Origin of the sequence: Streptomyces sp. NPDC051172 (genome assembly GCF_040682555.1) — a bacterium.
Lineage (GTDB): Bacteria > Actinomycetota > Actinomycetes > Streptomycetales > Streptomycetaceae > Streptomyces.
Window position 1 is genome coordinate 37,852 of sequence record NZ_JBFBBE010000039.1, and the last position, 12,153, is coordinate 50,004.

Here is a 12,153-nt window from a genome sequence, read left to right on the forward strand (position 1 = left end):
TTGCGTACGCGCAGTCAGTGGGCCGCCGGATGAGCGGTCCACCACCAGTTCTGGGTCGAAAGCGCGAACATGCGGTGCACCCTACCGCACCACCGCGCCGTCCGGAGCGTGATCCCTCCGTCTCACCAGTCGAGCGGAAGGAAAAGCAGTCGACACGACCCCGTAATGTTTACGGGGTGACCGTGAACGCTAAGACCAGCGCGAGCGCTGGCAACACCTGGCGAGATCTGCCCGCGGCGCAGCAGCCCGAGTACCCCGACACCGAGGCTCTGCGCGCAGTTGTTGCGGACCTCGAGTCGTATCCGCCGCTCGTCTTCGCGGGCGAGTGCGACCAGCTGCGCGCCCGGATGGCGGCCGTCGCCAAGGGAGAGGCGTTCCTCCTCCAGGGCGGCGACTGCGCCGAGGCCTTCGACGCGGTGTCCGCCGACCACATCCGCAACAAGCTCAAGACGCTGCTGCAGATGGGCGCGGTGCTGACGTACGCCGCCTCGGTGCCGGTCGTGAAGGTCGGCCGTATCGCCGGCCAGTACTCCAAGCCGCGTTCGAAGCCGACCGAGACCCGCGACGGCGTGACCCTGCCGACCTACCGCGGTGACTCCGTCAACGGCTTCGACTTCACCGAGGCCGCCCGGATCCCCGACCCGGAGCGGCTGAAGCGGATGTACCACGCGTCCGCGTCCACGCTGAACCTGGTGCGGGCCTTCACCACCGGCGGGTACGCCGACCTGCGTCAGGTGCACGCCTGGAACCAGGACTTCGTGAAGTCGTCCCCGTCCGGGCAGCGCTACGAGCAGCTCGCGCGGGAGATCGACAACGCGCTGAACTTCATGCGGGCCTGCGGCACCGACCCTGAGGAGTTCAAGACCGTCGAGTTCTACTCCTCGCACGAGGCGCTGCTCCTTGACTACGAGTCGGCGCTGACCAGGGTGGACTCCCGTACGGGGCAGCTGTACGACGTCTCCGGGCACATGGTGTGGATCGGTGAGCGCACCCGGCAGCTGGACGGCGCGCACATCGAGTTCGCCTCGAAGATCCGCAACCCGATCGGCATCAAGCTCGGCCCGACGACCACGGCCGAGGAGGCGCTGCAGTACATCGACCGCCTGGACCCGGACCGCGAGCCGGGCCGGCTGACCTTCATCGTCCGCATGGGCGCGGACAAGATCCGCGACAAGCTTCCCGAGCTGGTCGAGAAGGTCACCGCCTCCGGCGCGACCGTGGCCTGGGTGACCGACCCGATGCACGGCAACACCTTCGAGGCGGCCTCCGGTCACAAGACCCGCCGTTTCGACGATGTGCTGGACGAGGTCAAGGGCTTCTTCGAGGTCCACAAGGGCCTCGGCACGCACCCGGGCGGCATCCACGTCGAGCTCACCGGTGACGACGTCACCGAGTGCGTGGGCGGCGGCGACGAGATCTTCGTCGACGATCTGCACCAGCGCTACGAGACGGCCTGCGATCCGCGCCTGAACCGCAGCCAGTCCCTCGACCTGGCGTTCCTCGTCGCGGAGATGTACCGGGACCAGTAACCGCTGATCACAGCGATGGGGCGCGGATCACATACGATCCGCGCCCCTCTGCACTTTTGCGGGAACAAGGCGACGGGTAAGGTTAGGTTAGCCTCACCGATCAGTCGGGACGGCACACTTCGATCCCGGCGGGAGGTGAACCGCGTGTTCGTCTGCAGTTGCTTCGGCGTCACGGAACAGCAGGTCAAGAAGCACGCGGAGGACGGTGCCTGCACCCCGCGCCAGATAGCGTCGGCCTGCAAGGCGGGCACGGACTGCGGTTCGTGCGTACGCCGTATCCAGGCGCTGCTCGGCAGGGGCGAGTGCCCCCGCCGTGAGCTCGCAGATCAGGGCAAGCCGGTCCTGGCCGCGCTGGACGAGGCGGCCTAGCTCTCCGGCTGCTCGATCAGCTGCGCGATGTAGAGCGCCTCGCCGAGCTTGTCCACCAGTTCCAGCTGGGTGTCGAGATAGTCGATGTGGTGCTCCTCGTCCTCGAGGATCGACTCGAAGATGTTCGCGGATGTGATGTCGCCCTTGTTCCGCATCACCTCGATGCCCCGCTTGAGGCGGTCGATCGCCTCGACCTCGATCTGCCGGTCCGCCTCGAACATCTCCTTGACCGTCTGTCCCACGCGCACGTGGAAGAGCCGCTGGTAGTTCGGCAGTCCCTCCAGGAAGAGGATCCGGTCGGTGAGCACCTCCGCGTGCTTCATCTCGTCGAACGACTCGTGCCGCGTGTACTTGGCGAGCTTCGTCCAGCCGAAGTTCTCCTGCATCTTCGCGTGCAGAAAGTACTGGTTGATCGCGGTCAGCTCGCCGGTGAGCTGCTCATTGAGGAATTCGATGACCTCGGGGTCGCCCTGCATCGCAGAGGCTCCTTCCAAGTGGGGGGAACTGGCAGGTTGCGCCGCATGATTGCACCGGCAATGAAGATCGTCCAGTAAGTCTGCGCTTAGTAGGTAAGTGCATGCTCGGTGCTAATCGCCTCGGTTTGGCGGGTGCGGTCAAGTGCACCGTCCGAGGTCTGTCAGGATGGAGTCATGGGTCAGCCGGTGGAGCGTGAATCGGGAGAACGCGATTCAGGAGGAGCAGCACAGTCCGAGCTTCCCCCGGGGCAGCGTCTGCAGCGCGGCTGGCCGGTCACGCACTACGGGCCCGTTCCCAAGTTCCGCCCGGAGCGCTGGGAGTTCAGGGTCTTCGGTGCCACCGCGGAGGGCGAGAAGCACTGCTGGACTCATGAGGAGTTCACGGCTCTGCCGTACACCACCGTCGTGGCCGACCTGCACTGCGTCACGAAGTTCAGCATGCTCGGCGCCGAGTGGGGCGGCATTCCGGCTCGTACGATTCTTGAGATCGCGCCGCCCGCACCCGCGGTCACCCATGTGATGGTGTGGGCCGAATACGGATTCAGTTCGAACCTCCGCCTGGCGGATTTCGCCTCCGAGCGGACCATCTTCGCCACCCACAAGGACGGCGAACTGCTGACTGCGGAACACGGCTTTCCGCTGCGCCTCGTCGTGCCCCATCTGTATGCCTGGAAGGGCCCCAAGTGGGTGCGAGGCGTGGAGTACATGACCGCCGACCGCCGTGGCTTCTGGGAGGAGCGCGGCTACCACAACGTCGGCGACCCGTGGAAGGAACAGCGCTACTCCTACCAGGAGGAGCCCGGGGAGGGCCCCGAGCTCTGATTCCGGTCTTCGCAGGTCAGTGGTGGTACCCGTGCACCACCGCATGGCCCTTGCCGCGGCCGATCATCCACTTGTTGACGGGCGTCGTCGCGAAGAAGGCGAGCGCGAGCGAGATCGCGAGCGAACCCCAGAACAGCAGGTCCGCCAGTTGCGCGTTCATCGCGTCCGGCCACAGCACGATCACACCGTTGTCGATCAGCTCCATCACCGCGATGGACAGGGTGTCCGCGGCCAGTGCCACCCGGAAGGCCGTACGGAAGTCGACGCCGGCCCGCAGCACCCCGCGCAGCGTGAGTGAGTAGCCGAAGAAGAACGCGAGGACGATCGCCAGCACCGTCGTCGCCACGTTGCCCCAGCCGAAGGCCGTGCCGATCACCATGCCCAGCACCTCGCCGACGGCGCAGCCGGTGAGGCAGTGGAGGGTGGCCTGCGCGGCCGTGCTCCAGGTGGCGGCCGCCGGGTGATGGTGCGCGTGCGCGTGTTCCTCGTGCTGCATGACTGCCCCCAATGTCAGGTAACGGTTCCTGCACCGAGCAGGAACCGTATACCCCCCAGGGGTATTTCGGAACGGGTCAGGAATCGCGCAGTTTTTTCAGCCGCTCCACATCGGCCGCATGCCCCTCCTTGCCGCCGGGCGTCTCGATGATCAGCGGTACGCCCTCGGTGGCGGGGTGGGTCATCAGCGCCCGGAAGGGGTCCTCGCCGATATGACCTGCGCCGATGTTCTCGTGCCGGTCCTTGTGCGCGCCGACCACGTCCTTGGAGTCGTTGGCGTGGATCAGCTTCAGCCGGCCCTCACCGACCGTGTCCACCAGCAGATCGAGGGTCTGATGCATGCCGCTCGGGCCGGTCAGATCGTGCCCGGCCGCGAAGATGTGGCAGGTGTCCAGGCAGACGCCCAGCTTCGGATGGGCGTCCAGCGCCTCGAAGTACGGCCCGAAGTCCCAGGTCCGCGAGCAGAGCGAGGAGCCCTGCCCGGCCGTCGACTCCAGCAGCAGGAACGGGTCGTCGTCCTGGGTGAGCTCGTCCAGCAGCGGCAGCAGATGCTCCCTTACCTGCTTCAGGGCCACGGACCGGTCCCGGCCGCCCGTCGCGCTGCCCGTGTGCACGACCACGCCGAGCGCCCCGATCTCCCGCCCGCGCCGCAGCGAGTGCCGCAGCGACTCCACCGACTTCTCCACGGTCGCCTCGGTGTGCGAGCCGAAGTTGATCAGGTACGGGGCGTGGACGTACGCCGGGATCGACTCGGCCGCGCACACCTCGCGGAACTCCTCGTCCTGCCGCGGATTGCCGGCGGGCGTGGCCCAGCCGCGCGGGTTGGCGACGAATACCTGCACCGTCTCGGCCTTCAGGTCGTGGGCGTAGGACAGACCGACGGAGTGGAGACCACCGGCGACGGGGACATGGCCGCCGACGGGGTTGCGGGACTGCTGACTCTTCACCCGTTCAGGGTGTCATGCGCTGCGACCTGCTCCGTCACCGGATCTTGATGGTGATCGTCGACCCCTTGGGTGCCGTGTCCCCGCCCTTGACGGACTGGTTCTTGACGGTGTCGCCGAACAGGCCGAGCAGACCGCGGTCCTCCTCGACCTTGAAGCCGGCGCCCTCCAGGGCCTTGTGCGCGTCGTCCACACTGTCGCCGGTGACGTCCGGGACCTCGACCATCTCCGGGCCCTTGGACAGCGTCAGCGTCACCGTGTCACCGTCGGCGGCCTGGCTGTCGCCCGCGGGCGTCTGCGCCGCGACCTGGCCCTTGTCGTACTCGGAGTTGATCTGTGCGGAGGCGACCTTCACCGTCAGGCCGGCGCCCTCCAGGCCGGACTTGGCGGAAGCCAGGTCCTCGCCTGTGACGTCCGGGACGTCCACCGGGCTGCCCCTGCTGACGACCAGGGCGATCGCCGCACCCGCGTGCCGCTTGGTGCCCGCCTCGGGGGTCGTGGAGATCACCGAGCCCTTGGGGACGTCTTGGCTGAACTGCCGGGTGACCATGCCCGGCTCCAGCCCGCTCTTCTTCAGCTGCGCCGTCGCCTCGGCCAGCGTCCGCGCCGACACGTCGGGTACCTGCACGGTCTCCGGGCCGTCGGAGATGGTGAGGGCCACCGACCTGTTGTCACGGATGCGGGTGCCGGGCGCGGGGTCCGAGCTGATGACCGTGCCCCGCTGCACCGTGTCGCTGTACGCGTGCCTGACCGCGCCGAGGTCGAGGCCCGCCTTCTGCAGTTGCCGGGTGGCCTGCGTCTGGGTCTTCGCCAGCAGCGGCGGGACCTTGGTGAACTGGCCGGAGTTGATGTACCACACGCCCGTGCCGACCCCGAGGATCAGCAGTACGGCGACGACGACCGCGAGCGGGCCGCGCCGTGAGCGCGCGGTGCCACGGCGCTGCGGCGGCAGCGGCGGAGGCGTCTCCAGGCGGCTGGTGCGGTGCAGCCGGTCCGCGTCCTCGTTGACCGGCAGCAGGCGCGGCACAGTCAGCGCGCGCGGGATCACGCTCGTACGGTCCTCGGAGATGCTCCGGTGATCCGCGGCGAAGGCCTGCGGCGGCCGCGCGTCCAGCTGGTCCGTGCTGAGCGCGGCGCGCACCTCGCGGGCCTGCGCGAGCAGCGCCACCGCGTCCTGCGGGCGCAGGTCGGGGGTGCGGGCGGTCGCCGACGCGACCAGCTCGTCCAGCCGGTACGCCAGCCCCGGCACGGCGGCCGACGGCGGCGGGACGTCCTCGTGGATGTGCTTGTACAGGACGGTGGCCGGGGAGTCCCCGTCGTGCGGCCGGCCGCCGGTCAGCATCTCGTACAGGACAACACCGCACGCGTACACGTCCACCCGGGGGTCGGCCGTGCCCTGCTCTATCTGCTCGGGAGCCAGGTAGGAGACGGTGCCGAGGACGGTGCCGGTGGTGTTGGTGACCGTGTCCACGGACCGCACCAGCCCGAAGTCGGCGACCTTGACCCGGCCGTCGTCCCCTATCAGCACGTTCTCCGGCTTCATGTCTCGGTGCACGAACCCGGCGCGGTGCGCGGCGCCGAGCGCGGCGAGCACCGGCTCCAGGATGTCCAGGGCGGCGCGCGGCTGCAGCGCCCCGCGCTCGCGCAGCACGTCACGCAGGGTGCACCCGGCGACGTACTCCATGGCGAGGTAGACGTACGACCCGTCGGTGCCCTGGTCGAAGACCTGCACCACGTTCGGGTGCGCGAGCCTTGCGACCGACTTCGCCTCGCGGATGAACCGGTCGACGAAGGTGCCGTCGGCTGCGAGCGTCGGGTGCATCACCTTGAGCGCGAGCACGCGGTCGAGGCGGGTGTCCAGGGCCCGGTAGACCGTGGCCATCCCGCCGACCGCGATCCGCGCGTCCACGCGATAGCGCCCGTCGAGCACCTGCCCGACCAGAGGGTCCTGAAGGGTCGTATCCACGCAGGTGAGTGTACGAGCCGTGACTGACAGGGCTCCCGGTTCGGGTGAGATCGGGGCGGGACTGCAGCCGAGCTGTGACGGACGTCGCACCGACTTCCGGATCTTGTCGAACGCGAGTTCAGAACGCGGGGCGTTCGGGATCCAGGTGCGCGCGCCCCTCGTGCGGCGAGGACGCCTCCGCGAAATGGCGGCGCGGGATGCGGCCCGCCCGGTACGCGAGCCTGCCCGCCTCCACGGCGTGCTTCATGGCCTCGGCCATCAGCTGCGGCTCCTGCGCCCGCGTCACCGCTGAGGCAAGCATCACACCCGCACACCCCAGCTCCATCGCGAGCGCCGCGTCCGAGGCCGTACCGGCGCCCGCGTCCAGAATCACAGGCACGCGCGCGTGCTCGGTGATCAGCTGGAAGTTGTGCGGGTTGCGGATGCCGAGCCCGGAACCGATGGGCGAGCCGAGCGGCATGATCGCCGCGCAGCCGACGTCCTCCAGCCTGCGCGCGAGAACCGGGTCGTCGTTGGTGTACGGCAGCACCGTGAATCCGTCGTCGACCAGGGTCTCCGCCGCGTCCAGCAGCTCGATCGGGTCCGGCAGCAGGGTGCGCTCGTCGGCGATCACCTCAAGCTTGATCAGTTCGGTGCCGAGCGCCTCACGCGCGAGGCGGGCGGTCAGCACGGCCTCCCCGGCGGTGAAGCAGCCCGCCGTGTTCGGCAGCACCCGGATGCCGAGCTTCTCCAGGACGGACAGCACCGAGCCGTGCACCGAGGGGTCCACGCGCCGCATCGCGACCGTCGTCAGCTCCGTGCCGGACGCCACCAGCGCCCGCTCGAGGACGTCGAGGCTGGGGGCACCGCCGGTGCCCATGATCAGACGGGACGTGAAGGACGTACCGCCGATGACAAAGGGGTCGTCGGCCATGGTCAGCCTCCTTGGACGGCGGTGAGGACCTCGACGCGGTCCCCCTCGCAGAGGGACGTCGACGGCCACTGCGCGCGCGGGACGACGGTTTCGTTCAGGGCGGCGGCCACTCCGGAGGGAGCCGGGGTCAGCGCGCGTACGACGGTGTCGAGAGCCGTGCCGGAGGCGAATTCCCTGGGCTCTCCGTTGACGGAGATGTTCATGCGGGCTGCTCCAGGAGCGCGAAACGCTTGGGAGTGAACGGGCGTGCCTCGTCCGGGAGTTCACCCGTGGTCAGGGCGTGCGCCATGGCGTCGCCGGTGACCGGGGTGAGCAGCACGCCGTTGCGGTAGTGGCCGGTGGCCAGCAGCAGACCGGGCAGTTCGGTCGGGCCGAGCAGAGGCGCGTTGTCCGGGGAGCCGGGGCGCAGTCCGGCCCGCGTCTCCGTCAGCGGCAGCTCGGTGATCCCGGGGACCAGCTCGTGCGCGTCGCGCAGCAGCTCGTACACGCCGCCCGCGGTGACCGTCGTGTCCCAGCCCAGCTCCTCGCTGGTCGCTCCGACGACCAGCTCGCCGTTCTCGCGCGGCACCAGGTAGACATGGCTGCCGCGGACGACGGCGCGTACCGTGCGGCTCAGGAACGGCGCGTACCGCTTCGGCACGGTCAGCCGCAGCACCTGCCCCTTCACGGGGCGTACGGGCGGCAGCACGTCGTCCGGGACGCCCGGCAGCCGTCCGCTGAGGCTGCCGGCGGCCAGCACCACCTGGCCCGCGCCCAACTCGGCGCCGTCGGTCGTGGTGACGCCGCAGGCCCGGTCCCGTACGACGTGGAACCGCTCGGCCCACGCCCGGTGGAACACGACTCCGGCCCGCTCGCACGCGGCCACCAGCGCGCGTGCCAGCCGCCGCGGGTCGATCTGGTGGTCGCCGTCCACCCGCAGGCCGCCGCGCACGCCCGGTGCGAGCATCGGCTCCAGGCGCCGGCATTCGCGCCCCGACAGCCACTCCGACTCAAGGCCCGACTCCCGCTGCAGGGCGTGCAGTTCGCGCAGATGGGCGCGGTCGTCGGCGTCCAGGGCGACGGCGAGCGTGCCGCACCGGCGGTAGCCGAGGTCCTGGCCGGTGAGGTCGGTGAGCTCGGCCGCGAAGCCCGGGTAGCGGCGGGCGGACTCCAGGTTGAGGCCGAGCAGGGTCTGCTCGCCGTAGTGCAGTTCCGTGACCGCGGCCAGCATCCCGGCGGCCACCTGAGCGGCCCCGCCGCCCGGTTCGGGGTCCACGACGGCCGTGGCGAAGCCGCGCTGCGCGGCCCGCCAGGCCGTGACCAGGCCGATGATCCCGCCCCCGATGACGAGGACGTCTGACGTACGTGACGACATGGGCGTCCAGCCCCTCCCTTCGCCGGCATGACCCGGATCAGGTTCGTACGGTCGGAGGCCGCCAGCCTCCCTCTCAGCCCGGTGCGTCCGGGCTCCCGCGAGTGCTTGTACGTTGGCCACCCTAGCCCGACCCGCCGTGCCTCTGTAAGGGAGCCTTCCGTCATGCCCCGCTCGCTGGACGGCCTCGTCCTCGCCCCCGTCGCCGACCAGGCCCCAGGTCAGGTGGGTACCCGGACCCGGTTCACGTACCACGAGCAGGGCGGCGAGATCTGGGCCGAGTACGCGGGCGGCGACGTCGTGCGCGGGCATCTCGTGGGTACTCGGTCAGGTGACCGTCTGGACTTCCGGTACGTACAGCTCAAGCACGACGGGACGACGTCCTCGGGGCACTGCGTCTCGGCTGTCGTGGAGCTGCCGGACGGGCGTATGCGACTGGAGGAGACCTGGGACTGGGAGTCGCAGTCGGGCAGCGGGACCAGTGTTGTGGAGCAGGTCACTGAGCACGACTCCTGACTGACAAATAGTCAGTTGTCTATGGTGATCAGGTGAGCGAGCAGACGCGGGAAGAGAGCACGTCACCGGGGCGGCGCGTGGCCGTCGTCGGCGCGGGCATGGCCGGTGTCCAGACCGCGGTCGCCCTGCGCGAACAGGGCTTCACCGGCACCGTGACGGTGATCGGCGCCGAACCCCATCAGCCCTACGACCGGCCGCCGCTGTCCAAGGCCGTCCTGCTCGGCAAGTCCGAGGGCTCCGCCTTCGACGTCGACTTCGAGGCGCTCGGCATCGAACTGCGGCTGGGGTGCGAGGTGCTCGGCGTGCGCCCCGGCGAGCACGAGCTGGACACCGAGGCCGGGCCGGTGCGGTACGACGTCCTGGTCCTTGCGACCGGCGCGGAACCGGTCACGCTGCCGGGCACCGAGGGCGTGCCCGGGGTGCATCTGCTGCGCACCCTGGACGACGCCGAGCGGCTGCGGCCCGTGCTCGCCAGGCAACACGACATCGTGGTCGTCGGCGCGGGCTGGATCGGCGCGGAGTTCGCCACCGCCGCGCGCGAGGCGGGCTGCGCGGTCACCGTCGTCGAGGCCGCCGACCGGCCGCTCGCCGGGGCGCTGCCCGCCGAGGTGGCCGCACCGATGGCCGCCTGGTACGCCGACGCGGGCGCCGAACTGCGCACGCACGCGCGCGTGGCGTACATCGAGCCCGGCGCGGTCGTCCTCGACGACGGCTCCCGGCTGCCCGCGGGCGCCGTGGTGGTCGGCATCGGCGCGCGCCCCGCCACGGCCTGGCTGACCGGCGCGGGCATCGAGCTCGGCGCGCACCGCGAAGTCGTCGCCGACGCCCACCTGCGCACCTCGGCACCGGACATCTTCGCGGTCGGCGACTGCGCCTCCTTCTCTTCGGGACGGTACGACGAGCGTCTGCTGGTCCACCACTGGGACAACGCCCTGCAGGGCCCGCGCACGGTGGCCGCGAACATCATCGGCGAGGCCACCGGAGAGCCCCCCGCGGTCTACGACCCGGTCCCGTACTTCTGGTCCGAGCAGTTCGGCCGCTTCGTCCAGTACGCCGGCCATCACACCGCCGCCGACACGACCCTGTGGCGCGGCGACCCCTCGGGCCCCGCCTGGTCCGTCTGCTGGCTGCGCGAGAGCCGCCTGGTCGCCCTGCTGGCGGTCGGCAGGCCGAGGGACCTGGCGCAGGGCAGACGGCTGATCGAGGCGGGCGCCGCGATGGACCCGGAGCTGCTGGTGGACCCGGCGCGGCCCATGAAGACGGCCACGGCGTAGTACCCGGACGGCGGCCCCGACGGGACGGCGAAACCCCCAGGTCGGACGGTTCTGGCTTCCGACTGTCAGTGCGGGATGGCAGGCTTGAGTCCGTGACCGAGATTGACGCAAAGATCGATGCTCTCGTCCCCGCCTGGCTCACCCTCCCCGACATCGCAGAGATGCTCGATGTCGAGGTGACGCGTGTGCGGCAGCTGGTCAAGGAGGGCCAGCTCATCGCCGTACGCCGAGGTGAGAACCGAGCGCTGCACGTGCCCGCCGCATTCATCGACGAGGCCGAGCAGAAGGTCGTCAAGGGCCTGACCGGCACCCTGACGCTCCTGAGGGACGACGGCTTCACCGACGAAGAGATGATCGAGTGGCTCTTCACCCCCGACGACAGCCTGCCCGGCACCCCCGCGCAGGCACTGAGCGAGAATCGCGGTACGGAGGTGAAGCGCCGGGCCCAGGCGCTCGCCGTCTGATCCGAACAGGCTGAACCGAACACCGTCCGGCGTACGGGCCGAGGTCCGCGCAGGCAGGGCCGCGGCCGTGGTTCACTGCGGCCCGCAGAAACCGACGGCCACGGCCGGCCGCAGCCCGTACGCCGCCGACCAGGAACGACACCCACGGGGGACCCTCGTATGCCCGACACCGCCGCTGCCGCACGCGCCGAGCTCGCCGACGCCCGCGTCTACCTGTGCACGGACGCCCGCAGGCGCCAGGGTGACCTGCCGGAGTTCCTGGACGCCGTCCTGGCGGGCGGGGTCGACATCGTGCAGTTGCGCGACAAGGGCATGGAGGCCGCCGAGGAGCTGGAGCACCTGAAGGTCTTCGCCGACGCCTGCGCCCGTCACGGCAAGCTCCTCGCCGTCAACGACCGCGCGGACGTGGCGCACGCCGCCGGTGCCGACGTGCTCCACCTCGGCCAGGGCGACCTCCCGGTCCCCGCGGCCCGCGCGATCCTCGGCGAGGACGTCCTCATCGGCCGCTCCACCCATGCCGAGTCCGAAGCCGCGGCGGCCGCCGTCCAGGAGGGCGTCGACTACTTCTGCACCGGCCCCTGCTGGCCGACCCCCACCAAGCCCGGCCGCCACGCCCCCGGTCTCGACCTGGTCCGCCACACCGCCTCCCTCGGCACCGAGCGCCCCTGGTTCGCCATCGGCGGCATCGACCTGGGCAACCTCGACGAGGTACTCGAGGCCGGCGCACACCGTGTCGTGGTCGTCCGCGCGATCACGGAGGCCGACGATCCGGGCGTGGCGGCGCAGGAGTTCGCCAAGCGGCTGCGAAGCGTGTGACGCAGGCCCGGTCGGAGTTCGACATCCAGCGGATTGTCCGATGGGCGTCAGAAGGATTGTCCGATGGAAATCAGGCAGGTTGTCCGACAGAACGTGCGGCAGCTTGTCGGACGGAATGCCTGACGGCTTGTCCGAAGAATGTCCGCCGGGTTGTCCGATAGGTGGACAACAAATAGACAAATCAGGCAAATATCCCGCATCCGGTTGGGGGAGTCGCC

At 70.2% G+C, this 12,153-nt stretch carries 15 protein-coding genes and 1 riboswitch; of the genes, 7 read left to right on the top strand and 8 right to left on the bottom strand.

The genetic code is table 11. The features are described 5' to 3' along the window. Nucleotides 1-14: 14 nt before the first annotated feature. Nucleotides 15-71 carry a trp operon leader peptide gene (locus AB0N07_RS23665; RefSeq protein ID WP_078912442.1) on the bottom strand — a complete coding sequence of 19 codons (57 nt, stop codon included), beginning with the start codon at nt 69-71 and terminating at the stop codon, nt 15-17. A gap of 105 nt (nt 72-176) precedes the next feature. On the opposite strand from AB0N07_RS23665, the gene AB0N07_RS23670 reads away from it, so the two are divergent. Both AB0N07_RS23670 and AB0N07_RS23675 read left to right on the top strand, forming a co-directional pair. Further along, nucleotides 177-1,529 carry a class II 3-deoxy-7-phosphoheptulonate synthase gene (locus AB0N07_RS23670; RefSeq protein WP_099928210.1) on the top strand — a complete coding sequence of 451 codons (1,353 nt, stop codon included), beginning with the start codon at nt 177-179 and terminating at the stop codon, nt 1,527-1,529. A gap of 135 nt (nt 1,530-1,664) precedes the next feature. After that, nucleotides 1,665-1,898, top strand: coding sequence for a (2Fe-2S)-binding protein (locus tag AB0N07_RS23675; RefSeq protein WP_365838111.1), 234 nt, complete (start codon nt 1,665-1,667; stop codon nt 1,896-1,898). On the opposite strand, the gene bfr is transcribed toward AB0N07_RS23675, so the two are convergent. After that, a complete protein-coding gene (bfr, locus tag AB0N07_RS23680) occupies nt 1,895-2,374 on the bottom strand; it encodes a bacterioferritin (protein ID WP_365838113.1) in 480 nt (159 codons plus the stop codon). The two genes, AB0N07_RS23675 and bfr, sit on opposite strands and share 4 nt — an antisense overlap. 174 nt (nt 2,375-2,548) lie before the next feature. On the opposite strand from bfr, the gene AB0N07_RS23685 reads away from it, so the two are divergent. Beyond that, nucleotides 2,549-3,196 carry a sulfite oxidase-like oxidoreductase gene (locus AB0N07_RS23685; protein ID WP_365838115.1) on the top strand — a complete coding sequence of 216 codons (648 nt, stop codon included), beginning with the start codon at nt 2,549-2,551 and terminating at the stop codon, nt 3,194-3,196. Between the two features lie 16 nt (nt 3,197-3,212). Here AB0N07_RS23685 and AB0N07_RS23690 read toward each other — a convergent pair whose 3' ends face one another. From AB0N07_RS23690 to thiO, 6 genes are all read right to left on the bottom strand, one after another. Further along, on the bottom strand, nt 3,213-3,692 hold the full coding sequence (locus AB0N07_RS23690; RefSeq protein ID WP_365838117.1) for a DUF4396 domain-containing protein: 480 nt from the start codon (nt 3,690-3,692) through the stop codon (nt 3,213-3,215). A 76-nt stretch (nt 3,693-3,768) separates the two neighbouring features. Continuing rightward, nucleotides 3,769-4,638, bottom strand: coding sequence for a deoxyribonuclease IV (locus AB0N07_RS23695; RefSeq protein WP_365838119.1), 870 nt, complete (start codon nt 4,636-4,638; stop codon nt 3,769-3,771). Between the two features lie 34 nt (nt 4,639-4,672). After that, on the bottom strand, nt 4,673-6,601 hold the full coding sequence (gene pknB / locus AB0N07_RS23700) for a Stk1 family PASTA domain-containing Ser/Thr kinase (protein ID WP_365838121.1): 1,929 nt from the start codon (nt 6,599-6,601) through the stop codon (nt 4,673-4,675). Nucleotides 6,602-6,719: 118 nt separating this feature from the next. Next, a complete protein-coding gene (locus AB0N07_RS23705; protein ID WP_365838123.1) occupies nt 6,720-7,514 on the bottom strand; it encodes a thiazole synthase in 795 nt (264 codons plus the stop codon). Nucleotides 7,515-7,516: 2 nt separating this feature from the next. Next, complete coding sequence (gene thiS / locus AB0N07_RS23710) at nt 7,517-7,717, bottom strand: sulfur carrier protein ThiS (RefSeq protein WP_365838125.1); 201 nt, start codon at nt 7,715-7,717, stop codon at nt 7,517-7,519. After that, nucleotides 7,714-8,868 carry a glycine oxidase ThiO gene (gene thiO, locus AB0N07_RS23715; RefSeq protein WP_365838127.1) on the bottom strand — a complete coding sequence of 385 codons (1,155 nt, stop codon included), beginning with the start codon at nt 8,866-8,868 and terminating at the stop codon, nt 7,714-7,716. Before thiO ends, thiS begins: the two co-directional genes overlap by 4 nt. Beyond that, nucleotides 8,866-8,977, bottom strand: a riboswitch (TPP riboswitch). (Overlaps the previous gene by 3 nt.) Nucleotides 8,978-9,030: 53 nt before the next feature. Between thiO and AB0N07_RS23720 the strand changes: the two genes are divergently transcribed. The 4 genes from AB0N07_RS23720 to thiE all read left to right on the top strand — a co-directional run bounded on the left by AB0N07_RS23720 (nt 9,031) and on the right by thiE (nt 11,935). Beyond that, on the top strand, nt 9,031-9,381 hold the full coding sequence (locus tag AB0N07_RS23720) for a hypothetical protein (RefSeq protein WP_365838129.1): 351 nt from the start codon (nt 9,031-9,033) through the stop codon (nt 9,379-9,381). A gap of 32 nt (nt 9,382-9,413) precedes the next feature. Further along, nucleotides 9,414-10,655 carry an FAD-dependent oxidoreductase gene (locus AB0N07_RS23725; protein ID WP_365838131.1) on the top strand — a complete coding sequence of 414 codons (1,242 nt, stop codon included), beginning with the start codon at nt 9,414-9,416 and terminating at the stop codon, nt 10,653-10,655. Between the two features lie 92 nt (nt 10,656-10,747). Beyond that, the gene (locus AB0N07_RS23730; protein WP_351469871.1) at nt 10,748-11,119 is read left to right on the top strand and encodes an Rv2175c family DNA-binding protein; all 372 of its coding nucleotides are present in this window, start codon (nt 10,748-10,750) and stop codon (nt 11,117-11,119) included. 159 nt (nt 11,120-11,278) lie between these two features. Continuing rightward, a complete protein-coding gene (thiE, locus tag AB0N07_RS23735; RefSeq protein ID WP_365838133.1) occupies nt 11,279-11,935 on the top strand; it encodes a thiamine phosphate synthase in 657 nt (218 codons plus the stop codon). Nucleotides 11,936-12,153: the final 218 nt, after the last annotated feature.

Excerpts from the sequence above, each read along its gene's own strand:
- bfr (WP_365838113.1), bottom strand. The coding sequence starts at position 2,374 with ATGCAGGGCGACCCCGAGGTCATCGAATTCCTCAATGAGCAGCTCACC.
- AB0N07_RS23685 (WP_365838115.1), top strand. The coding sequence starts at position 2,549 with ATGGGTCAGCCGGTGGAGCGTGAATCGGGAGAACGCGATTCAGGAGGA.
- AB0N07_RS23690 (WP_365838117.1), bottom strand. The coding sequence starts at position 3,692 with ATGCAGCACGAGGAACACGCGCACGCGCACCATCACCCGGCGGCCGCC.
- AB0N07_RS23705 (WP_365838123.1), bottom strand. The coding sequence starts at position 7,514 with ATGGCCGACGACCCCTTTGTCATCGGCGGTACGTCCTTCACGTCCCGT.
- thiS (WP_365838125.1), bottom strand. The coding sequence starts at position 7,717 with ATGAACATCTCCGTCAACGGAGAGCCCAGGGAATTCGCCTCCGGCACG.
- thiO (WP_365838127.1), bottom strand. The coding sequence starts at position 8,868 with ATGTCGTCACGTACGTCAGACGTCCTCGTCATCGGGGGCGGGATCATC.
- AB0N07_RS23720 (WP_365838129.1), top strand. The coding sequence starts at position 9,031 with ATGCCCCGCTCGCTGGACGGCCTCGTCCTCGCCCCCGTCGCCGACCAG.
- thiE (WP_365838133.1), top strand. The coding sequence starts at position 11,279 with ATGCCCGACACCGCCGCTGCCGCACGCGCCGAGCTCGCCGACGCCCGC.